This is a genomic window from Streptomyces sp. NRRL F-6676 (genome assembly GCF_000725625.1).
GTDB lineage: Bacteria > Actinomycetota > Actinomycetes > Streptomycetales > Streptomycetaceae > Streptomyces.
In genome coordinates, this window is the sequence record NZ_JOHS01000015.1 from 1 (window position 1) to 23,218 (window position 23,218).

Genomic DNA, 23,218 nt, shown 5'->3' on the forward strand with positions numbered 1-23,218 from the left:
CCCTCGTCCGCTCCGGCGCCCGCTTCGAAAACGGCCACCTCGTCGAGGACCTCGAAGTCGCCTGAAACTCAACTCACCCACAAGTCTTGACAATTACTCAACTCCACCTTCATGTCCGTCAGCGGCACTCCTGCGATACCGCCCGACCCGGTCAAGCATCTGCACGCCTCCCGGTTCCGCCGCACGCTCGCGTACTTCATCGTGCGCCGGCCCCGCGGCCTGATTGCCGCCGCGTTGCAGTACGGCCACCTCAAGACGAAAGTGACCTTGAACTACGCCGCGAACGACGACGACTCCTGGCTCGACGACCTCGCCGTGGAGCGCCTGGAGATGGTCCTGGAACAGTCCGAGGACGACTGGACCCGCCTGGAGGAAGAGCACGAGCACGTCAGCGGCCCGGCCGCCGCGGAGTACCGCCGCCGCACCGCCGGCGCCGCAGTGTTCCTCGGCCGCACCGTGCGGGCACAGGCCAGTGTGAACCGCCTCCTGGCGCAGACGGACACCGACATCCACCACGGCGAAGCCATGACCTGCGTGCATCGTGCGGAAACCGCGGCATGCCGCAAGGAGAATCTCCTGCTCGGGCTGCCCGTCGACGACGGCCCCGATGAATCGCTGTGCCGCAGCACCTGCGCCAACCTCGCGTACACCGACCGGGACATCGCCCAACACCGCACACGCCTGCCCGCCCTGATGGCGGAAGCGCGCGATCCGATGACCCCGCGCCCTCGCCGGGACCGTGCCGCCGCACAAGCCAACCAGATCCTTGCCGTGATCGAGCAACACGAGACATCGCGGCCAGGAGCCGCACACACCAAGGGCGGTCAGACCACATGACCCGCAAGAACAGAGACCGCAATGCGGAGCGTGAGGCGATACAAGCCGCCGCGACGCGTCTGCTGGCCGGAACGCCCTTTCGCTCGACGGCTGGCAAACTCACCGGAACAGAGCTGATCGCCGAGTGCGGGCTACGCCGCGACATCGTCTACGGCGACCACAAGGACCTCGTGGACGAGTTCAAGGCCCGGGCCAAGGCACAGAACTTCACCCCGCAGGTCGCCCAGCACATGGCCGAGGCCAACGCCGCGTTGAGGGACGCCCTGGCGAAGACCAAGGCCGAACTCGCCGCGGAGCGAGAGCGGGTCCGCGCCCTCGTGCGCGCCACAGCCGAGCTGTCACTCGAGCTCGCCCAAGCGCGCGAAGAGCTTGCAGCAGCTCAGCAAGTAACACGGCTGCCCGGCGGGCGGCGGTGACGGCCGGCGATCTGCGTGTCACGTCCTCGGCAGTCGGGCAATGCGGCTCCGACGGACCGCTCCCTGCGACGTCGCACAGTGGCTTGAGCGCCGCTGTCGGTGATGCAGAGGCTGGCCTCGGTGCCTAGGTGCGCGGTTGCCCTGAAGGGGGCAGGGCGCGTGCCAGGAGGAGGGCTACGTCGTCGCGTTCGTCGGGGTGCCGCAGGGCAAGCAGGCGTTCGCAGGTTGCCTGGAGCGGCTCGTCTTTGCTCTGAAGGAGGTCCAGCAGGGCGGCCAGGCGGAGGTCGATGTCGTCGTGACGGGTTTCTATGAGGCCGTCGGTGTAGAGCACCAGCCGGTCCCCTGGATCGAGGCTGACGGTGGTGGCGGCGAAGGCCGCCTCGCCCACCCCCAGGGGTGTGCCTGCAGGGAGGTGGAGCGGGTGGGCTCTGGCGCCTGGGCGGATCAGGATGGGTGGGAGGTGTCCGGCGCTGGCGATGCGGATCTGGGCCTGGTGGGGGTCGTAGACGGCGCAGACGCAGGTGGCGATGTACGGGTCGAGTTCGGCCGTGATCTCATCGAGGTGGACGAGGATGTCAGCGGGGTCGAGGGCGAGCCGGGCCAGTGTCTGCGTGGCGGTACGCAGTCGTCCCATCGTGGTGGCAGCGTTGATGCCGCTGCCCATGACGTCGCCCACGACCAGGACGGTCCGGCCGTCGCGCAGTGCGATGGTGTCGAACCAGTCGCCGCCCACTTCGCTGACCATGCCGGCGGGCCGGTAGTGGGTGGCCACCTCCAGTCCCACCAGCCGGTCCGGTGGGCGTGGCAGCATGCTGCGCTGGAGGGTGAGCGCGATGTCGCGTTGCCGCCGGTACCAGCGGGCGTTGTCGATGCAGACCGCGGCGCGGGAGGCCAGCTCACAGGCCAGGAGAGCGTCGTCGGCCGTGAAGGGGTGCTCGTTGCGGGCCCGGAAAAGCTCGATGGCGCCCAGCACCTGATCGCGGGCGGACAGCGGTACGGCCAGGTAGGAATGCACTCCGGCCGCCCTCAGACGGTCGGCTGTAGGTCCGTCCGGGGTGATACGGCGAAGGTCGCCGGGAGCCAGGGTTTGAAGGCGCACCGGCGTGGCGGATGTGACGCAGCAGGTGACGAACTGGTCCGCGGTGTATCGCCTATGGGCGCCGAGGGCGTCGGTCACGGCCCGGGCCAGGGCCGGGTCGGCTGCCGCGGTGGCTACGGACCGCATGAGCGCAGGGTTTTCGGTTGGGTCGCTGCTTGAGGTGTCCAGCACGTCGTGGAGTACATCCACGGTGGCGATGTCGGCGAGGTCCGGCACGATCAGGTCGGCCAGTTCGGCAGCGGTCTTGTCCAGGTCGAGTGTGGTGCCGATGCGCGCGGAGGCGTCGGCGATCACGGCGAGGCGGTGGCGGGCCTGGTCGGCTTCGGCCCTCGCGCGGTAGCGGTCGGTGACGTCGATGACGGAAGCGGCAATTCCCAGGACCCGTCCGCGGGCGTCCTCGAGCCGGTACAGGGACACCGACCAGGCGTGGTCGTTCTCCGGGTCCGCCAGCCTGCGGCCGACCAGCTCCCAGTCCAGGACGGGCTGGCCGGTTTCCAGGACGCGCCGCATCATCTGCTCTGCAGCGTCGGCGTTGATGCCGGGCAGGATCTCCCGGGTTGTGCGGCCCAGGTGCTCCTCAGCGCTGAGGCCGTTGATGCGGGCGAGCGCCGGGTTGACCGCCGCGTACCGCAGATCCGTGTCGAGGACGGCAACCCCGATGGGCGACTGCTCCACGAGGCGCACGGACAGGGCCAGATTGCGCTCCACTGCGCGCAGCGTGCTCTGGTCGCTCGCCAGACCGAGGGCGTAGACGTCGCCGAGATCGTCCAGCAGGCGCATGTTGCGGAATTCCAGCAGACGCGTGGAGCCGTCCTTGTGCCGCACGGGAAAGACCCCGGCCCAGCTCTCGCCGGTGGTCATCACCTGCTGGAACAGGTCCAGGACGAGGGCGAAGTGTTCTTCGGCGACCAGCAGGCGGGCTGCGTACTCGCCAAGCGCCTCTTGCGCGGTGTAGCCGAAGAGCTGCTCGGCCTGGGGGCTCCAGAAGACGATGCGCCCCTTGGCATCCAGGACGACCGCGGCAACGTTGAGGACATCCAGCAGACTGCCCGGGGCTGACGGGCCGGCCGTCGGATGCTCGGCCCGTATGCGCTCCGGCGGGAACCGTGCGTCGTCGGCCATCTGGCCTCCTCCCAGCCTGCTGTAGCGGGCAGGACGCTTGCTGGCGTCCATTGTCCCGCTTTGCCGTTCGCGGCCACGCCCGTTCGTGCGCTCAGCGGCTCCGCACCCTCAAAGCCGGCGGACGGAGCTCTGCCTCTGCGCTGACGCTGGTGGCCCCAACGAGGTGGCTTATCCGCCTCGGGAGTGGAGTGCGGGTGTCGGCGCAGTGTCTCGGCGTGCCTCGTGCCCGGCATGCGGAAGACGAGCGCTCGAGTGGCGGCTGCGAATCCCGATGGATTCGGTCCAGCGCATCAAGCGGTGTCGCAGCCAGGCAGCCGCAGCGCCGAGCATGCCGGGCAGCGTGGCTCGGGCCGGTGGCAGGGGCAGACGGGTCTGCCGGCGGTATGCCTTCCAGTCCTGGTACAGGCCGGGTGCCAGGGCGAGGGCGAGCAGTATCAAGGGGACCACGACAGCGGATATCACGGCGGTGTGTCCTTCCGGATCATGGTGTCGGACAGCTCAGCCGGACGGGCTCTGCGCCAGTGCGGGAGTGCCGGCCTTGGACGGCCTGCCGCAGAAGGCGTCGAGCGTGCCGTACGGGTTCTCGCTATGCCGGGCATCTAGGTGGGGCGGACGGCGATCGTGCTTCCCGGCGAACCAGGACCACACGCTGCTGCAGGCCCCGGCCCACAGCGGCAACGGCAGCCACACCAGAGCATCCATCGCCACGTCCTGCCCTTCCCTGTTCGGATGCGCGGTCTTGGGAAACGACGCGGGCACCCCGCGACCCGCAGGCCCCGGCAAGCGAGCGCCAGGCGGATGACTCGCCGCCAGCAGCAGGGGCGCCGTCACACCTCACTCATATACAACGAGGCAAGGAATATGACAACCAACGAAGCGCTTTCTTGATAGCAGGCGACTCAAGAAAGGGGGTTGTTGACGTGCTGGTACAGGCACGGGTGGATGGTGATCATCTCCTCATCCGCCTGCCGTGGCGCCTGGCCGTGGCTGCACGTCGGCGGACGCTGAGGGTTTCGCTCGAGCCCGTTGCAGAGGTGCGGGTTGAGCCGTCGTGGTGGCGGGCGCTGCGGATCGGCACGCCGGGCCGGGACTACCGGTTCCGGCCGGGGCGCTGGTGTGCCGGAGAGCTGGTCCACGCCAAGGGCCGCGACTTCGTGGCGCTGATGGAGGATGCGCCTGCCCTCGTCGTCGACTTCTACCACTGGCAGAGTCCGTATGCGCGCCTTGCCCTGTCCGTAGGTGACCCGCACGGGCTCGCGGCCCTGTTGCGGGACCGCGTTGGCCGGCTCAGCAGAGCACCGGGAGGTGGTGTCGGTGCTGATGCGAGCTGACCCGCGCCAGGACGACCCGGCTCGCTGATCGTTCGGTGGCACACCACCCGCCCGGCCGCGGTGCCGCTGGATGCCTGGCGCGACAGTCCTTGGTGGCACCGCGTGCGGGCGCAACCCGAGGATCAGGATCGTTCTTTGCGTGAGCCGGAATGCCTAGGATTCGCATCGCTCGGTGGCTGGCATGGGGGACTTGCTGTTCACTCGTGGTGCTGGTGCGAGGCGAGCGGCGATGCCGGCGTCGACGAGGGACGGGCCCGCTGTCGAGCCGATGCTCAGGGAGTTGCTGGAGCAGGCAATGGCATTCCCTGGGGGAGACGCAGCCGGTGAGGGGAACAGGAAGTTCTCGAAGGCGTCCAGCCCGAAGAGCATCAGCAGGAGCATCACCGGCAGGACCAGAGCTATCACGACCATGACGACTCCCGGTGAAGCAATGATCACGGGAATGCAGCGGACAGAAACTCCTGGTCCAAGGCTGGGCCGATCGGGGGAACTTCGCACGCTCGGCGCGAAGGCAGTAGACCGATCGGGTGACATCACACCGATGAAGGCCCTTGATCGTTCGTTGGGCCGTGCATGGATGCTCTCGGTGGAGTCGTTCAGCCCTTGGCTGGTCTATCGGAGACTGACCGGCTTCCCCATCCGTGTCCGATGGTCTCAGCGGTGACGTCATCGCCTGCGAGCGTGCGAGAAGGCGCCTGCATGGGCCGGTGGTGATGGTCAGCAGCACGGTGACCACCGTGATCCGCGCGGTGGTGTCCGTGGTGTCTGACTTTCCCCGGTGAGCGTTTACGGGCTGGTCGGGGAGCCGGTGGTGCGGTGCTGGCGCGCCGCAGCGACCGGCCGTCGGATGGGCTGCACGATGATCCCGCGGCTGCTTCTGCGCAGTCTGCGGGACCGCCCGGCCGACTGACTGCACCGTACTCCCAGCGGTGCAGCAGTCATGCCCTGCCCGTACGCCGTGTGCGCGCAGGAGCCACGGCGCGAAGGCGAAGGCGCGTCCGTCGGCGTGTAGGCGGACGGGAAGGCACGACCGTGGCGCCGATGGCTCCGCATTCCGGCGCTGCGGGCAGGCTCGCCGACCCGTGCGGTCCGTGCGGTGCGGTCAGCGCGTGTCAGCCGCCGCGGCCCGCTGGGAGCGGGAGGGGCAGCCAGCGGGCGTGGAGGCGGTCGTACCAGTCGACGTCCGTCCAGATCTCGCTCGGCTGCGGGTGCCTGCCGGGTGCAGACCGGCCACTGCCGCCGATGCCGGCCGTCAGGGGTGCGAGAAGCCACTTCGGTAGCGTCATGGTCTGCCCTCCCTTCTGCGGCATGGGCGACCCCCAGGGCACCCTGGGGGTCTGTCTCGTCGCGAACTGCCGGCGTGCCGACCACGCACGCAGAGTGCGCCGGGGGCCTCTGCCTGGTTTCCCCAGGCCCTGGTGTGCTCCGCCGGTGAGCGCCTTGGCGTTGGCGGATCGCGTCAGATCTGAGGTCCCCGGCGACGCCGCGGCAGGCGAGGACGGCGAGACGGTCGCCGCCGCTACGCCGGGTGTTCGTGGGCGCTGGCGAGGCAGCCGGACATGCCGAGCCGCTGCTTCATCCAGCGTTCGCCTTCCTGACGTGGATCGGTGCTGATCAGGATCCAACCACCTCCCTCTCATGCACGGTTTCCGACTGTTCCGACATCATGGTTGTTTCCGGGCTCCAGGATACTTATGCATCCCAGTCCAAGATTTTTTAGGTTTTTTGTCCCCGTTTGGCCGTTCAGGCGGCTTCTGCTGCGGCGCCTGACGTATCGGCGGCCCAGGTGACGGTGAGGTGGTCGTCGGTGAGGTCGACGGTGATGGTTGAGCCGTCGGGGATGTCGCCGGTGAGCAGGGCGCGGCCGATGCGGGTTTCGAGTTCGCGTTGGATGAAGCGGCGCAGCGGGCGGGCGCCGTAGACGGGGTCGAAGCCTTCGGCGGCGATGTGCCGGCGGGCGGGTTCGGTCAGGTTGAGGGTCAGGCGGCGGTCGGCGAGGCGTCGGCGCAGGTCGTCGGTGAGCAGGTCGACGACGCGTTCGATCTCCGGCAGGGTCAGGGGCTTGAACAGGACGACGTCGTCGACCCGGTTGAGGAACTCGGGGCGGAAGTGGCGGCGCAGTTCGCCCATCACCGCGCTACGGGCCTCGTCCTTGATCTCGCCGTCGGGGGTGACGCCTTCCAGCAGGTACTGGGAGCCGATGTTGCTTGTCATGATCACGACGGTGTTGCGGAAGTCGACCGTGTGGCCCTGGGCGTCGGTCAGGCGGCCGTCGTCCAGCAGCTGCAGCAGCGTGTTGAAGACGTCGTGGTGGGCCTTTTCCACCTCGTCGAGGAGGACGACGCTGTAGGGCTTGCGGCGCACGGCCTCGGTGAGCTGGCCGCCTTCTTCGTAGCCGACGTAGCCGGGCGGGGCGCCGACCAGGCGGGAGACGGTGTGCCGCTCCTGGTACTCGCTCATGTCGAGGCGGACCATGTTGTCCTCGGTGTCGAACAGGGCGGCGGCGAGGGTCTTGGCGAGTTCGGTCTTGCCGACGCCGGTGGGGCCGAGGAAGAGGAACGAGCCGATGGGGCGGCGCGGGTCCTTCACGCCGGAGCGGGCGCGGATGACGGCGTCCGCGACGAGCTGGACGGCCTCGTCCTGCCCGACGACGCGTTCATGGAGGATCTCGTCAAGGCGCAGCAGTTTCTGCTTCTCGCCTTCGAGGAGGCGGCTGACGGGGATGGATGTCCAGCGGGCGACGATGTTCGCGATCTCCTCCTCGGTGACGACCTCGCGCAGCAGCCGGCGTCCGCTCTGCTTGGTCGCGAGCCGTTCCTCCTCGTCCTGCAGGCGGCGGGTGAGGTCGGGCAGGCGGCCGTGGCGCAGTTCGGCGGCGCGGTTGAGGTCGTAGGCGCGTTCGGCTTCCTCGGCTTCGTGGCGGGTGTGTTCGATCTCCTCGCGCAGGGCCTGGACCTTGCGCAGGGCCTGGCGTTCGGCCTCCCACTGGGCGCGCAGGGAGTCGGATTCGGCGCGCAGGTCGGCCAGTTCGCGGCGCAGTTCCTCCAGCCGGGTCTTGCTGGCGGCGTCCTCTTCCTTGGCCAGGGCTGCTTCCTCGATCTCCAGGCGCCGCAGGCGGCGGGTGAGTTCGTCCAGTTCGGCCGGCATGGAGTCGATCTCGGTGCGCAGCATGGCGCAGGCTTCGTCGACGAGGTCGATGGCCTTGTCGGGCAGGAACCGGTCGGAGATGTAGCGGTGGGAGAGGGTGACGGCGGCGACCAGGGCGCTGTCCTGGATCTTGACGCCGTGAAAGACCTCCAGGCGTTCGCGCAGGCCACGCAGGATGGAGATCGCGTCCTCCTCGGACGGCTCGTCGATCATCACGGGCTGGAAGCGGCGTTCCAGGGCGGCGTCCTTCTCGACGTGCTTGCGGTACTCGTCCATGGTGGTGGCGCCGATCATGTGCAGCTCGCCGCGCGCCAGCATCGGCTTGAGCATGTTGCCTGCGTCCATCGCCCCTTCGGCGGCGCCCGCGCCGACGACGGTGTGGAGTTCGTCGACGAAGAGCAGGATGCGGCCCTGGGCTGCGGTGATCTCGTGCAGCACGGCCTTGAGGCGTTCCTCGAACTCGCCGCGGTACTTGGCGCCCGCGACCAGGGAGCCCATGTCCAGGGCGAAGATCGTCTTGTCGCGCAGGCCCTCGGGTACGTCCCCGTGGGCGATGCGCTGGGCCAGGCCCTCGGCTATGGCGGTCTTGCCGACGCCGGGGTCGCCGATGAGGACGGGGTTGTTCTTGGACTTGCGGGACAGGATCTGCACGACCCGGCGGATCTCGGCGTCGCGCCCGATGACGGGGTCGAGTTTGCCGGCGCGGGCGTCGGCGACCAGGTCGCGGCCGTACTTGGTCAGTGCCTCGTACGCCGATTCCGGGGTTGCTGAGGTCACGCGCTGGTTGCCGCGGATCTGAGTGAGGGCGGCCAGGAACCGCTCCCGGTTCAGGCCCTGCTCGCGCAGGGCACGGCCGGCCGCGGTGTCGGTGCCTTCCTCGATGAGCGCAAGGACGAGGTGTTCGACGGAGACGTACTCGTCCTTGAGCCTCTTGGCCTCCTGATCGGCTGTGTCCAGCAGCCTCGACAGGCGCTGGGTGAGGTAGACCTGGCCGGGGCCGGCGCCGGGGCCGGAGACGCTGGGTCGGCGGCTGAGTGCGGCCTCGATGGTGGCGCGTGTCTGGTCGGGGTCGGCTCCGGCCGCGGTGAGCAGACGGGGTACGAGCCCTTCGGGCTGGTCGAGCAGGGCCAGCAGCAGGTGTTCGCCGTCGACCTCGACGTGCCCGTAGCGCACCGCTTTGGTCTGGGCGTCCTGTAGGGCTTCCTGTGATTTCTGGGTGAGGCGGTTGATGTCCACGGCGGTGTTCACCTCCTGCCGACGCCGGGGCGGCCAGCGAGGGCGGCTTCCAGTTCTTCGATCCGGTCCAGCAGGTCCAGGACGACTCCCAGGGCCGTGTAGTTCAGGCCCAGGCCGGCGCGCAGCCGGTGGATGCGGGCGATGCGCAGCAGGTGCGCGGAGCCGAAGCGCATGGTCCCGGCCGGGTCGGTGTCCGGGGTGAGCAGTCCGAGGGCGACGTAGCGGCGGACCATGTCCGGGTGCATCCCGGCCGCGGCGGCGAAGTCGTGCAGGGCCACACCTGCCACCCGGCGGGCGGGCAGCGGTACGAGTGGATACCCGGTGTCGGGGCGGTGCGCGGTCATGAGCGTGGCCCTCCGGAGCTGCTGGAGGTAGTGGTGGGTGTTCGCGGGTTGAAGCCGGATTCCCGGGCGAGCTTCTCCCACAGCTCGCGCTCACCAGGGGACGGGGTGCCGGGCGGGACCATGACCTTCACCTCCGCGTACAGGTTGCCCGGGGTGCCGCGCGGGTTGGGCATGCCGCGACCGCGCAGCCGGAGCCTGCGTCCGCTGGAGGAGCCGGGCGGCAGCTCCAGCCGGGCCGGCCCGCCGGGGGTGTCGACGGTGACGGTGGCGCCCAGGGCCGCCTCCCAGGGGGCGACCGGCAGGTCGACGGTGATGTCGCGGCCCTGGACGCGGTAGCGGGGGTGCGGTGCCAGGCGGACCCGGAGATACAGATCGCCGGGCGGGCCGCCACCGCTGCCGGCTCCTCCCTGCCCGGCCAGCCGGATCCGCTGGCCCTCGGTGACGCCCGGCGGGATGTTCACCTCGTACGTCCGCTTCCCCGAAGCCGTGTCCAATGAAATCTTGCGCTGTCCGCCGGTGTAGGCGTCCTCCACGCTCAGCGTGATCTCCGCCTCGCTGTCGGCGCCCGGAGCACGCACCCGGCCGAACCCTCCGCCCCGGCCGGCGCCGAAGAATCCCCCGAGCAGGTCCTCGAGGTCCACGCCGCCGAGACCGGCCCCGAAGTCACCGCCGAGCCCGCCGCCGGGGAAGCCGCCGACATCGCCCCCGCCGAAGTCGACGCGGACCCTGCGCCCGCCGGCGCCCGCGCCTGCGCCGAAGGGGGAGCCGACCCGCTCGTCGTAGTCCTCGGGAACCTGGCGCCAGGCAGGGCCGAACCGGTCGTAGCGGGCCCGGCTCTTCGGATCCGACAGCACCTCGTACGCCTCGTTGATCTCCTTGAAGCGTTCCTCCGCGCCGGGGTCTTTGTTGATGTCGGGGTGAAAGCGGCGTGCCAGGGTGCGGTAGGCGCGCTGGATCTCCTCGCTGCTGGCGTCCCGCTTGACACCGAGTACCTGGTAGTAGTCGGGAGTCTCGTTCGCCATCGGCCCCTCCCCGGCTCATTCCGGCCGTTTGGCCACCGCTACCACGGCGGGGCGCAGCAGCTGCCCGTCGCTGCGGTAGCCACACCTGAGCACCTCGACGATCGTGCCCGGCTCGGCGGTGGGAACGTCTCGGGCCTGGGCGGCCTCGTGCAGTGACGGGTCGAACTTCTCGCCCACCTCGGCGAACCTGCGGTAGCCCAGTCCCTCAATGGTGGCGAGCGCCTGCCGCTGCACGGCCTCGACGCCGGCGATGATGCTCTTCGGGTCCGCCTCGGCGTGGCGCAGCGCCAGTTCCAGGTGGTCGAGCACCGGAAGCCACAAGGACAGCACCCGCTCGCGTTCGGTGGCCCTGACTTCGGCGATGGTGCGCTCGTACCGCTTGCGCTGGTTGTCGAGTTCGGCCATCGCACGCAGCCAGCGGTCCCGCAGCTCGGCGGCGCTCTCACCGCCCGCGGCCGGTTCACCGACTGGCCGGGGACCCTCCTCGGCCGCCGTGGTGGCCTGCGTCTGAGCGGTCGCGGCTTCCGCTTCCTCCTTCTCCACAGCGGCGCTTTGCGCCTGTTCCTCAGGGGCAGCAGATTCCTGTTCGGCGGCCGGGTCTGTGGGACGGCCGCCCTCGTCGGGGGACAGGTCGCGCGCTTCCTTCATGATCACTTTCCCTCGGCTCGCTGCCGGTTCCGGCACTCCGTGGTCGACGATCATTCCGGCCGGAACTCGGCGTCGATCACATCGTCGTCGCCGCCCTCGCCGCCGGGCCGCCGCTCCGGACCACCGCCGCCGCTCGGCGGGGCGGTGGCGGACAGCCCGTGGAAGACCTGCTGCAGGTCGGCCGTCAGCGACCGGATCCGCTCCAGCGGCGTCGCCTCGTCCTTGACCGCCTGGTGCGCGTCCGCGGTCAGGGTCTCCGCGCGGGCCTTCTCATGCACCGGCACGGCGTCGCCGAGCTCGCGCAGCCGCCGCTCGACCTGGTAGGCGGCGCCGTCCAACTCGTTGCGGGCCTCGACCAGCTCCCGGTGGCGGGCGTCCTCGGCCCGGTGCCGCTCGGCGTCGGCGACCATCCGCTGCACCTCGGACTCGTCCAGGGTGCCGCTGCCGGAGACGGTGATGCTCTGCTGGGCGCCGCTGTCCTTGTCCTTGGCGGAGACGTTGAGGATGCCGTTGGCGTCGATGTCGAACGTGACCTCGATCTGCGGCACGCCGCGCGGCGCGGGCCGGATGTTCTCCAGCCGCACCCGGCCCAGCACCCGGTTGTCGGCCGCCTTCTCCCGCTCGCCCTGCAGGACCACGACATCGACGGCGGGCTGGTTGTCCTCGGCGGTGGTGAAGACCTCGCTGCGCCGGGTGGGGATCGTGGTGTTCCGCTCGATCAGCTTCGTCATCAGCCCGCCCAGCGTCTCCACACCCAGGGACAGCGGGGTCACGTCCAGCAGGAGGACGTCCTTGACCTCGCCCTGCAGTACGGCCGCCTGCACCGCCGCGCCGCAGGCCACGACCTCGTCCGGGTTGACGGACATGTTCGGGTCCTTGCCGCCGGTCAGCCGCCGCACCAGCGCCTGCACGGCCGGCACCCGGGTCGAGCCGCCGACCAGGATCACCTCGTCCAGATCGTCCGGGGTCACCTTGCCGTCGGCCATGGCCTGCTTGACCGGGCCCATGCACCGCTCGACCAGGTCGCCGATCAGCCGCTCGAAGGTGGCGCGGCTGACCGTGGTCGTCAGGTGCTTCGGACCGGAGGCGTCCGCGCTGATGAACGGCAGGTTGATCTGCGTCTGTGCCGCAGAGGACAGTTCCACCTTCGCCTTCTCCGCCGCCTCATACAGGCGTTGCAGCGCCTGCGGGTCCCGGCGCAGGTCGATGTCGTTCGTCTGCTGGAACTCGTCCGCGAGATGGTCCACCAGCCGCCGGTCGAAGTCGTCACCGCCCAGGTGCGTGTCCCCGGCGGTGGAGCGGACCTCCACCACACCGTCCCCCACGTCGAGCAGGCTCACGTCGAAGGTGCCGCCGCCCAGGTCGAACACCATCACCGTCTCATGCTGCTTCTTGTCCAGCCCGTACGCCAGGGCCGCCGCGGTCGGCTCATTGATGATCCGCAGCACCTCCAGACCCGCGATGCGCCCGGCGTCCTTGGTCGCCTGCCGCTGGGCGTCGTTGAAGTACGCGGGCACGGTGATCACCGCCTGGGTGACCTTCTCGCCCAGCTGCTTGGAGGCATCGTCCACCAGCTTGCGCAGCACGGCCGCCGAGATCTCCTCCGGGGCGTATGTCTTGCCGCGCACGGTGAACCGTGCCGCATCCTCCGGCCCGGCGACCACCTCGTAGGACACCTGCTCGGCCTCGGTGCCCACCTCGCTGAACCGGCGGCCGATGAACCGCTTGGCCGAATACACCGTGCCTTTAGGGTTCAGCACCGCCTGCCGGCGCGCCATCTGACCCACCAGCCGCTCGCCGGTGTCGGTGAACGCCACCACCGACGGCGTGGTCCGCGCGCCCTCAGCGTTCGGGATCACCCTGGGCTCATGGCCCTCATATACGGCGATCACCGAGTTCGTCGTACCGAGATCGATGCCCACAGCCTTCGCCATGATCATCTCCTCCGTCGTCGGCGGATCCGCTGCGGGCGGCCGGCCGACCACGAGCCAGGAACACCGACGTCGTCCCGGACGGCCGCACCGCCTCCAAGTTCCCGCCGCCTATCCCCATAACCTCCATTTCGTGTCGCTGTTTCCATTTTCCCTCTGCTTCTTTCCCTCTGGTTCGGAACCCTGAATTGGTCGGCGGCCACCGCGGGCGGTGGCGCATGGTCCTGCACGAGACTGCGGCGCCACCAGGCAGCGATGGCACCCCTCGCGCCACCTGGTCAAACCGGCAGGCGTTACCAGCGGGCGCTGATGTGGGTAGGTGGCGCGGCGGGGGAGGGGCTGCGACGCAGGGGCGCGGGGTCGCTCCCCAGGAGCACAGAAGAACGCCGCAATCCGGGAGGCGGCGCAGAGAGGGGAGCGGCGCCCCTGGGCCTGCCCCAGCCGGCCGGGATCCGCCCTGAAGGGATGAGGTGATCGCCAGGTGTTGTGGTGGTGCGCCGACTCTTGGCGCGAAAGGTGAGTGCCATGTTGTCAATTTGGCTGCGTTGCAGTTACAAAGGTTCCGGTCATGCGGGTCGTGGGGCTCCCCGGGTCGTGAGGCGGCTGCGGGCACCCCTTTGTGTTGAAAGGGGAGACGTGAGGGGCCAGTTGTCATGGTTGCCCGTCGCGGCGTTCGGTGTACGAGTCGGTATGTGGGCGGGCCTGGCCGGGCGTCTACGGCGCCGAACGGTCACGGCACAGATCGAGCAGGTTGCCCACTCGGCGGTGATGGGGCGGCTGGTTGTGGGAGCGATCCGGTGACCGGCCCCGCCCGGATGGGTACAGACGCTACGGTCGGCCTGCATGTCGAGGCGCTGTTGACCAGCGACTGTGCCGCCGTGTATGTCGCCGGCGAACTCGACCTGGACACCGCCGAGCAGCTGGTGCAGACGGTCCGGACTTGCCTGACGCACCGTCCGAACGTGGTGCGCGTGGACGTTTCCGAACTGGCCTTCTGCGACTGGTATGGCCTCAAGACTCTGCTCAGCCTGCACCGGGAAGCGCAATGCGCCGGATGCGCCCTGAAGTTGTCCGGGACTGTGCGGCCGCAGCTTGCCCGCCTGCTCGCCGCGACCGGCACCGGGCATCTGCTGACCGCGACCGGCGCGCAACCGACCGGTACCGCACGCACCACGGGTACCGCTCGGCGCCGTCACTGCGCGGCTGCCCCGTTGGCAGCGCCAGGCCCTGGCCCTGGCATTCCTTCGGCCCGGCCCGCCACCGCACCGGAACCGGCAGTGGCTTGACGGAACCCGGCCGCAACCGACCGGCATCTGCCAACGACCCGGCGGCGGTTCCCCTGTGCATCAGCCGATGCCGAGCCAGCCCAGGAGGGTTTGCAGGAGGACGATGGCCGACAGCAGGGCGGTCACGGACACGCACACGGTGGCCACGGCACGGAAGACGGGGCCGTTGGCGGCGTCTCCCAGAACGTTGCGGCGGTTGGCCAGCGTGAGGACGTAGGCGAGCAGGATCGGGGTGATCAGGCCGTTGACGACCTGGGCCCGTACCAGGAGCTGGATCAGGTTGCCGGGGACGAGGGCGATGGCGGCGCCGATGCAGACCTGTGCCGTGAACAGCCCGAGGAACAGGGGTGCTTCGCGGAACCGGCGGGAGACGGAGCTTTCCACGCCAACGGCTTCCGCGACGGCGTAGGAGGTGGACAGGGGGACCACCGCGGCTGCCAGGGCAGAGGCGCCGAGCAGCCCGAGGCCGAAGAGCTGTTCGGCGAAGCGGCCCGCCACCGGCTTCAGCGCGGAGGCGGCCTCTGCCGCGGAGTCCAGTGGTGCCCGGGTGGTGATTGCGGCGGCGGTGGCGATGATGATGAACATGCTGATGACGTTGGCGAAGATCGACCCTGCGACGGTGTCGGCCTTCTCCTGCGGATATTCGGCGGGGCCGATCCCGCGGTCGGCGACGGCTGCGGCGACGTAGAACTGCATGTACGGGGTGATCGTGGTGCCGATCAGCGCGACCCCGAGCAGCAGGAAGTCCTTGTCGCCCACGAAGTGCGGCCAGGCCAGCTGGGCTCCGGCCTGTCCCCAGTCGGGGTGGGCCAGCATGGCGGCGATGGGATAGGTGAGAAACGCCAGTGACAGCACCAGGAAGATCTTCTCCGCGTACCGGTAGGAGCCGAAGACGACCAGCGCCCACACTCCCGCCGCAGCGAGGGGTACCGCGATGTAGCGGGAGGCGCCGAGAAGTTCGAGGGCGGCGCCGATGCCGGCGAACTCGGAGACCACCAGACCCAGGTTGGCGATGATCAGGCACAGCAGGGCGAAGGAGGCGACGCGGACGGAGAACTGCTCACGGATCAGTCCGCCGAGCCCGACACCGGTGTAGGCCCCCAGGCGGGCGCACATCTCCTGCACGACGACCAGTGCGACGGTGACCAGGAGCATGAAGAAGAGGGTGCGGTAGCCGTACTGGGCTCCGGCCGAGGCATAGGTGGCGATCCCGCCCGCGTCATTACCCGCGTTGGCGGCGATCAGGCCGGGACCGGCGATGGCCAGGGCGGTGACCAGGCGGCGCCTCCAGCGCGGCGCGGGCCGGTCCGGCGCAGCCGTGGCGGGCGCGTCGGGGACAGCGGGTGCCGTGGTGGAGTTCCGCTCCATGAGCGTGGCCTCTCCTCTCGGATGCGTAGACAACAGGGGCGCTGTTTCAGGGGACGAGGCGGAAGACGCGGAAGCGGCCGCGTTCGGGTACGAGGGCGTCGACCAGGTCGTCGGCGAGGATCCGGCCGAGGGGGCGGTGCTGGTCGTCGACGACGACCACGGAATGCCGGCGGGTGTCGGTCAGCCGCTCGACCACCTCGCTCAGCGGCGCGTCCGGGCTGACGGTCACAGGGCCGGGCTCCTGCACGAGCTCACCGAGCCGGGTGCCGGGGTGGGCGAGCAGCAACTGCACCACCGGGACGTCGTCCACCAGGGCGCCGTTCCCGTCCAGGACGCACACGGCGTCCAGATCGGTGGCGTGTTCGGCCTGCCCGCGCAGCTCGGCCACCACGTCCGCCACCGACCGGTCGGCGGTGGCGGTGACCAGCAGGGACGTCATCAGCGCGCCAGCGGTGTCCTCGGCGTAGCCCAGCAGCCGGCGCAGCCGGTCAGCCTGCTGGGGGCGCATCGCGCCCAGCAGCCGCTCCCGCTCGCCTTCGGGCACGTCACGCAGCGCCTCGCTGGCCTCGTCGGGCTCCATCTCCTCCAGCAGTCGGGCGGCCTGCTCGGTGGGGGCCTCGCGCAGCAGTGCCTCCAGGTCGGCGGCGTGCATCTCCTCCAGCGCGTCCGCGGCCTTGCCGGGTTCCACCATCTGAAGCAGCTCGCTGCGCGCGCCGCGGCCCAGGTCCTCCAGCAGGTCGGCCAGCTCCGCGGGGCGCAGGGTCTTCAGCGCGGAGTTCGGGGCGCGCAGCCGTACCTGTCTCGCTGCGGTGCCTTCACGTTCCGGGCCGCCCAGCGCCTGGATGGCCGCCCAGTCCAGCACCTTCTCCGGCGACGGGCGCCGGTGCAGGCGTCGCGGGCCGATGCGGCGCAACAGAACCTTGAACCCGACCTCGGCGCCCACCAGCCGCCAGGTTCCCTCCACGCGGGCCAGGTACAGGTCCGAGGCGCGGATCACGCGGACCCCGTCGACGTCGACCAGCTGGTGGTCCAGCACGTCATGGGCGAGGCGTACCTCGCCGTCGCGCACCTGGAAGTCCCGCAGGTCAAGGCGGGCGGAGTTCAGCTGGACGCCGTCCGAGGTCAGGTCGGCGACCGCCGCGACGGGCACGTAGGCGGCCCGGTGGCCGACCTTGACGACCAGCCCGGCCACCGCTGGGTACCGCTCTCCGCGCCACCGGCAGATCACGTCCGCCAGATGGCCGATCTCCTGACCGGCGGGGTTGACCACCACCGCCCGGAGCAAGCCCGCCAGGGAGACCAGGGCCTCCCGCACCGCCCTCTGGGCGAGCGCCCCGCCCTGTCGGCGCTTCCGTCCTTCCTGCTGCACTTCCTTTCCCGACATGTCGTAACCCTCACGCACGCCTTCGACTGGCACGCACCGACACGACCGTGTTCCGTCGGCCTTCTCCAAGGGTCGCGGCAGCCGGCTGGCTGTGAGCAGGTGTGCCTGTCAGCAAGTCCTTGTGCCGGCGGCCACCGAAGCCCGACGGCGCACACTGCGGTGCCCGCTCTACCCGTCCATTTCAAGTCTGCCGTGGCGCCCGCACTGGTGGAGCGGATGTTCAGATGGCCTACTGGCGCGGTGATCTGCCGCGTCGCCTCAAACCGGGCCGACCACGGCTGTGGGTCAGCTGACGTGGACGCGGGGCCTGCGTTCAGGAGTCGGCTCGGCGCGGCGGAGTACCTCGCGGGTGACCGGAGCCACTTCTCCGTCACCGAAGACCAGGAAGCGGATCAGGTGGCTGATCGGGCCGCCCTCGGTCCAGCTGAAGTACACATGGGGCACCTCGCCTGTGCGGTCGCGCAGGGCCAGCAGGATCGCCGCGATGGTGTTGGGCACCGTCGGCCCCTGGGCCTGCAGCAGGCGCACCCCGTCCCTTTCGACGCCGCGTACGGTGACGTCCGCGGTGAAGTCCGACGAGTCCCGCACGAACACCTCCAGAGGCAGCAGCGGTCGCCCAGCTCCTGGGCTGTCCTGCCCCGAGGGGAGCCGACTGCTTGCTTCCTGCGGATCGTGCGCGATCAGATGCAGGGGGCCCTCGGCAGCTGCCTCGTCGAGCATCCGTTGCGCCTGGTCATCAAGGATGACTTCACCGACGCGCAGTTCGAACGCCCGGTGCACGCGCGAGCCGAAGGAGGTGACCAGGATGGCCAGGATGAAGATCGCCGCGATTTTGATGCCGTCGGGTCGTTCGGCCACGTTGGCGACGAAGGTGTAGCAGAAGACGGCGGTGATCACGGCGAAGCCGGCACTCGCCCGTGTGTGGCCCTTGCGGTGCGCCGCGACGGTGGAGGCGAAGGACGCCGAGAGCATCAGCACCAGCATGCCGGTCGCATAGGCTCCGCTCTGCTTGTCCACGTTCGCGTGGAACCACACGGTGATGAGCACGGCCGCCGCGGTGAACACCAGGACCAGCGGGCGCACGGCACGTGTCCACTCCGGAGCCATGCCGTAGCGGGGAAGGTAGCGGGGGACGAGGTTGAGCAGGCCGGCGAGCGCGGAGGCCCCGGCGAACCACAGGATCGCGAGGGTGGAAACGTCGTACGCCGTGCCGAAAGCCTGGCCCATGTAGTGGTGGGCGAGGTAGGCGAGCGCACGGCCGTTGGCCGGTCCGCCGCTCTTGAAGGCGTCCTGCGGGATGAGGATCGTCGTCGCCAGGCTGGACAGCAGTAGCAGGCAGCTCATCGTGAGGGCGGCCGTGGTCAGCAGCCGGCGCGTGCCCCGGATGCGGCCCTCGGGCTTGGCGTATGTGTCCGCGGGGTCGCCCTGGATCTGCGGCATGACCGCGACGCCGGTCTCGAAGCCGGACAGGCCCAGGGCCAGCTTCGGGAAGACCAGCAGGGCGACGCCCACCATGGCCAGGGGCGAGGAGTGTGCTGCCGTCATGGCCTCGGTCCAGTCGCGGATCGCGACGGGGTGGCCGATGATCTGCCAGGCCGCGACGGCGAGCACGGCGACGTTGAAGGCGAGGTAGGTGCCCACCAGGGCTACCGCGATGCCGATGGCCTCGCGGAAGCCCTTGAGGAAGACGGCTCCGAGCGCGCCGATGAGGAGAGGGCGATCCACAGGTGTGCGCTGTGCAGCCAGATGGGGGCGAAGGGGTTCTCCGTCACGTGTGCGGCGGCGTCCGCGGACGACAGCGTGATGGTGATCATGAAGTCGGTGGCCGCGAAGCCGAGGAGTACCAGGACGAAGATCTTCCCCGGCCACCAGGGCAGCAGCCGTTCCAGCATGGCGATCGACCCCTCGCCGTGTGGGCTCTCACGTGCCACGCGCCGGTAGACCGGCAGCGCACCGCACAGGGTCAGCGCGATCAGGACCAGGGTGGCGAGCGGGGACAGCAGGCCGGCGGCGAGCGCGGCGATGCCCGGCTGGTATCCGAGGGTGGAGAAGTAGTCGACACCGGTCAGGCACATCACCCGCCACCACCGATGGCCTTCCTGCTCGGGGTGCGGCGTGCGGTGCGGGCCGGGATGCCGGGCCGTCTGCTCGCTCAGCCCCTCCAGGAGCCAGGTACGCCACCGTGGCGCCGGAGTTGCGGATGCTCGCGGATCAGCGGACGTGGCGCTCGTGCGTTCCGTCTCGATGCCGGTCATGCGATCCCCTCCTTCTGCGGTGCCGCCGGGGCATGACCGCGGCCAGGCACGTCACCGGTCATCCGCGCCACGGCCACCCATGTTTACTGCACGTAGCGGCCTACGGCCCCTGGGGCGACGGTCGCCCCGCAGCGCTCGCTGGTGCTCAGCACGGTCCGCAGTTGCTGATAGCGGTCGAGGTCCTCCCAGGTGTCGTGGTCGGGCGGGCTGGGACGGCGGCGTCCGGTGCACCAGGCCCAGGCACTGGCGGTGACGCCGGCGAAGAGCGGGAAGAGCAGCCACAGCAGGGCGCCCACGAGTCAACCTCCCTTCCTGTGCTTGAAGGACGGTCGTCAGGGCGTGAGCTGCTTGGGTGCGCCACCGCCGGATATGGCGATCTTGCGGGGCTTGGCGTGTGCGGCCACCGGAACGCGCAGGGTGAGGACGCCGTTGTCGTAAGCCGCCTCGGCGGCTTCGGTGTCCAGGGCATCGGACAAGGTCATGCGGCGGATGAACCGTCCCGTGGGCCGCTCGGTGAGGACCGGGCGCGCGCCGTCTGGGATCGGGGAGCGGCGCTCCGCCGTCAGAACCAGCGTGTCCCGCTCCACGGTCAGGCTGATGCTGGAGCGGTCCATCCCGGGCAGGTCGAACTGCAGGTAGAGCGCGTCGTCGTCACGCCAGGCGTCCGCCGGGATGGCGGTACCCGTGCTGGCGGCATGCGCCAGCTGATGCGTGAGCCGGTCGAGATCGCCCAGGGCGCCGGTGCGCGCAAGCATTCGCTCTTCTCCCTTCACTCTGCATGTCGGGCCACCTCTCAGGGCGGTCCGACGAACGAAGACCGCTTACCCGTATAACCCACCATCGCAGACTTGACAAGTAGCGACTGGATGAAGTTGACACAGCCTGACTCAATCTTCTACTACGTTCAGTAAGTGTTCGGTCGCGTCGACGGTCTCTCCCGAGGCGGTCGACGCATGGAAGGCCGGAAAGGAGGAGGGTGCTGGTGACGGAAAGCTTGAAGAGTGTCTGGCTGCTGGCCGCACGCGGCGGCGCAGCGGTTGTCTTCGGCGCACTGACGCTGGTCTGGCCGCAGCTGACGGTGCTGGCCCTGGCCTGGGTTTTCGGCGTCTACGCCCTGGTGGACGGTGTGGTGCTCATGGGTTCGGCATGGCGGCACCGGCACGAGCGCCGGCCCGCGCTGGTCTGCGCGGGTGCCGGTGCGCTGGGCATCGTGGCCGGGGTGGCGACGGCTGTGTGGCCGGGCCTTACGGCGCTGGCCCTGGTGATCATGGCCGGCGCGTGGGCCATTGTCACGGGCTGCCTGGAGCTGTGGGTCGCCACGCGCATGCGGCATGAGCTGCCGCACGCGTGGTTCTGGCGTGCCTCCGCCGTCGTGTCCGTGGGTGCGGGCGTGCTGCTCTGGTTGCGCCCGGATGCCGGTGCGGTGGCCATCGCCTTCGTCCTGGGCGTGTACGCGCTGATCGCGGGCGGTCTCTGGCTGGCTGCGGCCTGGCGGGAGTACCGCGCACACAGCGAGCAGGGCAGCCGGTCGTGGCCGCGGTCGGCGTCCGGTGCCCGCGTGGCCCACTGACCGTGTTCCCGATGCGCCTGAACGCCCAGCGGCCGACCGGGCGCTCAGGCGCTTGGGCTGCCCATCGGCTGCAAGCTGGCGCGTCTGCCTGACCGTGCGCGGGCATAGTCACGGCCGCCGCTCCTCCGTTGCATGCACGACATCGGTGCGCGCGGAGCCGGCCTCGGCCGCGACGGTCTGGCGCAAGCGCCTTGCCTGTCAGCCGGTGACCGAGGCCCACTCGACCGGATCGCCGAGACCGTCGCCTAGAAAAAAGTTGAGTCCAGGGGTGTCAACTTTTCGATAGTGTGGTATAGCAGTAGTAGAGCGAAGGCGTAGCGGAACGAGGACAAGGAGGGATGAACATGCTGATGCGTACGGATCCCTTCCGCGAGCTTGACCGGCTCGTCGAACGGGTCTGGGGCACGGCCGCGCACCCGGCCGGCATGCCGATGGACGCCTGGCGCGAGGGCGACACGTTCTTCGTGGAGCTGGACCTGCCGGGCGTGAACCCGGAGTCCATCGACCTCGATGTCGAGCGCAACGTCCTGACCGTCAAGGCCGAACGCAAGCCGACGTACGGCGAGGGCACCGACACGGTGATCACCGAGCGGCCTGCGGGGACGTTCAGCCGCCAGCTGTTCCTTGGCGACACCCTCGACACCGAGCGCATCGAAGCCTCCTACGAGGCAGGCGTTCTCAAGCTGCAGATCCCGGTCGCAGAGCAGGCCAAGCCCCGCAAGATCGCGATCAGCGGCGGCAGCGACCGCAAGGAACTCGGCAGCTGAGCAGCGACCAACCGCTCCAGGCCCCGGCGCACAAGCCCGGGGCCTCGCTGCATCACAGCCCCTGACGCGATGCCTGCGAACGGGGAGCGGCCCGACGTCAAGTCGGCCCCCGAGCCATCCGCAAAGCCCCTCCTGCGCGGTGCCACGCCTTGTGAGCTCCTGCCGTCGCGAGTCGCACGCCTCCGTCCTGGAAGGCACCGCACGAAACCTCGCGGCTGGGCAGCTGTGGGTGGCTGGCGGCCTACTGCGGCGGTGTGTCTGGACCGACGCGGAAACGCCGTCGAGCTCGCTTCAGAGAAGCTCGTTGAACTCTGGGGTGCTCGGCGGCGTCGGCTGATCAGCAGCACTGGTCCGTCCTGTGCACCGCGGCCCGGACGCATGGTCGTCCTCAGATTCCCTGTCTATCGGCGTCACCCAGGTGGCCCGGGCCGACAAGGCACCCGTCCTTGCGGCCCATGATGATGCGGGGAGTGACTTCCATCCCTACCGAGGGAATCGACCATGCACGAAATGTGGTGCGGCGCGGACACTTCGGGAGAACCGGTGTGGCACGTGCTTGTGGTGGACGAGGGCCTGACGTTGTGCGGGTTGGAGAAGCATGAGGAGCCCGTCCAACGCGCGTCGACCGACAAGCACTGCTTTCCGTGTATGAAGCGATTCCAGGCCGCTATGGCGTCGATCGGGTCCTGAAGACGGTGGTGGCGGTATGTGCGGCCGCTATGTCTCCACCCGCAGCCCCAAGGAGCTGGCCCGGCTCTTCCGAGTCACCGACTGGGACCCGCAAGAGGCTCTCGCGCCGAGCTGGAACGTCGCCCCGACCGACGACGTGTGGGCCGTCTTGGAACGCACCCGGCGCGACAGCGACGCCGAGCCCGTAGTCCGCCGCCAGTTGCGGCCACACTGCGGTGGGGGCTCGTGCCGTCGTGGGCGACGGACACGAAGATCGGGCAGAGAATGATCAACGCTCGGGTGGAGAGTGTGCACGAGAAGCCCGCTTTCCGTCGAGCGTTCGTCCAACGCCGCTGCCTGCTGCCGGCCGACGGCTTCTACGAGTGGCGGGAGATCAAGGACGAGAAGTCGGGAAGGGCCCGCAAACAGCCCTACTTCATCCATCCGGAGGATGGCCAGGTACTGGCCCTCGCTGGCCTGTACGGATACTGGCGCAATCCCGAGATCAAGCACGACGATGACCCTGCCGCATGGCTGATGACCTGCACGATCATCACCACTGACGCCACCGACGCCGCCGGCCGCATCCACCCCCGTATGCCCCTTGCGCTCAGCCCCGATCACTACGACGCCTGGCTCGATCCCCGCCGGCAGGACGCCGAACAGCTACGCGCACTGCTCACCCCGCCCGCAGGCGGCCACCTGAAAGCCCGGCCCGTTAGCACCGCCGTCAACGACGTCCGCAACAACGGCCCTGAGCTACTGGAAGAAATCAAGCCGTAGCCG

19 protein-coding genes and 2 pseudogenes are annotated in these 23,218 nt (G+C 69.7%); 8 read left to right on the forward strand and 13 right to left on the reverse strand.

Annotated features, from left to right (window positions below; translation table 11 throughout):
* Positions 1 to 111: 111 nt before the first annotated feature.
* Positions 112 to 837 carry a hypothetical protein gene (locus IO29_RS12245; RefSeq protein ID WP_051707543.1) on the forward strand — a complete coding sequence of 242 codons (726 nt, stop codon included), beginning with the start codon at positions 112 to 114 and terminating at the stop codon, positions 835 to 837.
* Positions 834 to 1,253 carry a hypothetical protein gene (locus IO29_RS12250; protein WP_030382696.1) on the forward strand — a complete coding sequence of 140 codons (420 nt, stop codon included), beginning with the start codon at positions 834 to 836 and terminating at the stop codon, positions 1,251 to 1,253. The genes IO29_RS12245 and IO29_RS12250 overlap by 4 nt, the downstream gene beginning before the upstream one ends.
* Before the next feature lie 124 nt (positions 1,254 to 1,377).
* On the opposite strand, the gene IO29_RS12255 is transcribed toward IO29_RS12250, so the two are convergent.
* Positions 1,378 to 3,474: a SpoIIE family protein phosphatase gene (locus tag IO29_RS12255; protein ID WP_033225313.1), complete on the reverse strand. Its 2,097-nt coding sequence runs from the start codon at positions 3,472 to 3,474 to the stop codon at positions 1,378 to 1,380.
* A gap of 498 nt (positions 3,475 to 3,972) precedes the next feature.
* Complete coding sequence (locus IO29_RS38485) at positions 3,973 to 4,182, reverse strand: hypothetical protein (protein WP_033225314.1); 210 nt, start codon at positions 4,180 to 4,182, stop codon at positions 3,973 to 3,975.
* A gap of 212 nt (positions 4,183 to 4,394) precedes the next feature.
* On the opposite strand from IO29_RS38485, the gene IO29_RS12260 reads away from it, so the two are divergent.
* Entirely contained in the window at positions 4,395 to 4,805 is a 411-nt protein-coding gene (locus IO29_RS12260; protein WP_051707544.1) for a hypothetical protein, read from the forward strand.
* A gap of 778 nt (positions 4,806 to 5,583) precedes the next feature.
* Positions 5,584 to 5,715, forward strand: coding sequence for a hypothetical protein (locus IO29_RS40005; RefSeq protein ID WP_267881976.1), 132 nt, complete (start codon positions 5,584 to 5,586; stop codon positions 5,713 to 5,715).
* 202 nt (positions 5,716 to 5,917) lie between these two features.
* Here the strand turns inward: IO29_RS40005 and IO29_RS12265 are convergent, their stop codons facing one another.
* The 6 genes from IO29_RS12265 to dnaK all read right to left on the reverse strand — a co-directional run bounded on the left by IO29_RS12265 (position 5,918) and on the right by dnaK (position 13,136).
* Positions 5,918 to 6,091 (reverse strand): hypothetical protein, encoded by a 174-nt coding sequence (locus IO29_RS12265; protein WP_158709319.1) that lies wholly within the window; start codon positions 6,089 to 6,091, stop codon positions 5,918 to 5,920.
* A 457-nt stretch (positions 6,092 to 6,548) separates the two neighbouring features.
* Positions 6,549 to 9,188, reverse strand: coding sequence for an ATP-dependent chaperone ClpB (gene clpB, locus IO29_RS12270; protein WP_030382699.1), 2,640 nt, complete (start codon positions 9,186 to 9,188; stop codon positions 6,549 to 6,551).
* 8 nt (positions 9,189 to 9,196) lie between these two features.
* A complete protein-coding gene (locus IO29_RS12275; RefSeq protein WP_030382700.1) occupies positions 9,197 to 9,532 on the reverse strand; it encodes a chaperone modulator CbpM in 336 nt (111 codons plus the stop codon).
* A complete protein-coding gene (locus IO29_RS12280; protein WP_051707545.1) occupies positions 9,529 to 10,554 on the reverse strand; it encodes a DnaJ C-terminal domain-containing protein in 1,026 nt (341 codons plus the stop codon). Before IO29_RS12280 ends, IO29_RS12275 begins: the two co-directional genes overlap by 4 nt.
* A 15-nt stretch (positions 10,555 to 10,569) precedes the next feature.
* A complete protein-coding gene (locus tag IO29_RS12285) occupies positions 10,570 to 11,202 on the reverse strand; it encodes a nucleotide exchange factor GrpE (protein WP_063738130.1) in 633 nt (210 codons plus the stop codon).
* 50 nt (positions 11,203 to 11,252) lie between these two features.
* Positions 11,253 to 13,136, reverse strand: coding sequence for a molecular chaperone DnaK (dnaK, locus tag IO29_RS12290; protein WP_030382703.1), 1,884 nt, complete (start codon positions 13,134 to 13,136; stop codon positions 11,253 to 11,255).
* Positions 13,137 to 13,930: 794 nt separating this feature from the next.
* On the opposite strand from dnaK, the gene IO29_RS12295 reads away from it, so the two are divergent.
* The gene (locus tag IO29_RS12295; protein WP_051707546.1) at positions 13,931 to 14,419 is read left to right on the forward strand and encodes an STAS domain-containing protein; all 489 of its coding nucleotides are present in this window, start codon (positions 13,931 to 13,933) and stop codon (positions 14,417 to 14,419) included.
* A 60-nt stretch (positions 14,420 to 14,479) separates the two neighbouring features.
* Here IO29_RS12295 and IO29_RS12300 read toward each other — a convergent pair whose 3' ends face one another.
* The 5 genes and pseudogenes from IO29_RS12300 to IO29_RS12320 all read right to left on the reverse strand — a co-directional run bounded on the left by IO29_RS12300 (position 14,480) and on the right by IO29_RS12320 (position 20,181).
* A complete protein-coding gene (locus IO29_RS12300; RefSeq protein ID WP_030382705.1) occupies positions 14,480 to 15,787 on the reverse strand; it encodes an NRAMP family divalent metal transporter in 1,308 nt (435 codons plus the stop codon).
* Between the two features lie 46 nt (positions 15,788 to 15,833).
* Positions 15,834 to 17,171: a magnesium transporter MgtE N-terminal domain-containing protein gene (locus IO29_RS12305; RefSeq protein WP_051707565.1), complete on the reverse strand. Its 1,338-nt coding sequence runs from the start codon at positions 17,169 to 17,171 to the stop codon at positions 15,834 to 15,836.
* A 285-nt stretch (positions 17,172 to 17,456) separates the two neighbouring features.
* Positions 17,457 to 19,426: pseudogene (locus IO29_RS12310) on the reverse strand (amino acid transporter).
* 83 nt (positions 19,427 to 19,509) lie between these two features.
* On the reverse strand, positions 19,510 to 19,722 hold the full coding sequence (locus tag IO29_RS12315; RefSeq protein WP_030382707.1) for a hypothetical protein: 213 nt from the start codon (positions 19,720 to 19,722) through the stop codon (positions 19,510 to 19,512).
* A gap of 36 nt (positions 19,723 to 19,758) precedes the next feature.
* On the reverse strand, positions 19,759 to 20,181 hold the full coding sequence (locus IO29_RS12320) for an Hsp20/alpha crystallin family protein (RefSeq protein ID WP_030382708.1): 423 nt from the start codon (positions 20,179 to 20,181) through the stop codon (positions 19,759 to 19,761).
* 227 nt (positions 20,182 to 20,408) lie between these two features.
* Between IO29_RS12320 and IO29_RS12325 the strand changes: the two genes are divergently transcribed.
* The 3 genes and pseudogenes from IO29_RS12325 to IO29_RS12340 all read left to right on the forward strand — a co-directional run bounded on the left by IO29_RS12325 (position 20,409) and on the right by IO29_RS12340 (position 23,215).
* A complete protein-coding gene (locus IO29_RS12325) occupies positions 20,409 to 20,996 on the forward strand; it encodes an HdeD family acid-resistance protein (protein WP_030382709.1) in 588 nt (195 codons plus the stop codon).
* 344 nt (positions 20,997 to 21,340) lie between these two features.
* On the forward strand, positions 21,341 to 21,763 hold the full coding sequence (locus IO29_RS12330) for an Hsp20/alpha crystallin family protein (protein ID WP_030382710.1): 423 nt from the start codon (positions 21,341 to 21,343) through the stop codon (positions 21,761 to 21,763).
* 706 nt (positions 21,764 to 22,469) lie between these two features.
* A pseudogene (locus IO29_RS12340) lies at positions 22,470 to 23,215 on the forward strand (SOS response-associated peptidase).
* Positions 23,216 to 23,218: the final 3 nt, after the last annotated feature.

What these genes read in the sequence shown, in the direction of transcription:
- IO29_RS12245 (WP_051707543.1), top strand. Translation starts at nt 112, where the DNA reads ATGTCCGTCAGCGGCACTCCTGCGATACCGCCCGACCCGGTCAAGCAT.
- IO29_RS12250 (WP_030382696.1), top strand. Translation starts at nt 834, where the DNA reads ATGACCCGCAAGAACAGAGACCGCAATGCGGAGCGTGAGGCGATACAA.
- IO29_RS12255 (WP_033225313.1), bottom strand. Translation starts at nt 3,474, where the DNA reads ATGGCCGACGACGCACGGTTCCCGCCGGAGCGCATACGGGCCGAGCAT.
- IO29_RS12265 (WP_158709319.1), bottom strand. Translation starts at nt 6,091, where the DNA reads ATGACGCTACCGAAGTGGCTTCTCGCACCCCTGACGGCCGGCATCGGC.
- IO29_RS12275 (WP_030382700.1), bottom strand. Translation starts at nt 9,532, where the DNA reads ATGACCGCGCACCGCCCCGACACCGGGTATCCACTCGTACCGCTGCCC.
- IO29_RS12280 (WP_051707545.1), bottom strand. Translation starts at nt 10,554, where the DNA reads ATGGCGAACGAGACTCCCGACTACTACCAGGTACTCGGTGTCAAGCGG.
- IO29_RS12285 (WP_063738130.1), bottom strand. Translation starts at nt 11,202, where the DNA reads ATGAAGGAAGCGCGCGACCTGTCCCCCGACGAGGGCGGCCGTCCCACA.
- dnaK (WP_030382703.1), bottom strand. Translation starts at nt 13,136, where the DNA reads ATGGCGAAGGCTGTGGGCATCGATCTCGGTACGACGAACTCGGTGATC.
- IO29_RS12300 (WP_030382705.1), bottom strand. Translation starts at nt 15,787, where the DNA reads ATGGAGCGGAACTCCACCACGGCACCCGCTGTCCCCGACGCGCCCGCC.
- IO29_RS12305 (WP_051707565.1), bottom strand. Translation starts at nt 17,171, where the DNA reads ATGTCGGGAAAGGAAGTGCAGCAGGAAGGACGGAAGCGCCGACAGGGC.
- IO29_RS12320 (WP_030382708.1), bottom strand. Translation starts at nt 20,181, where the DNA reads ATGCTTGCGCGCACCGGCGCCCTGGGCGATCTCGACCGGCTCACGCAT.
- IO29_RS12330 (WP_030382710.1), top strand. Translation starts at nt 21,341, where the DNA reads ATGCTGATGCGTACGGATCCCTTCCGCGAGCTTGACCGGCTCGTCGAA.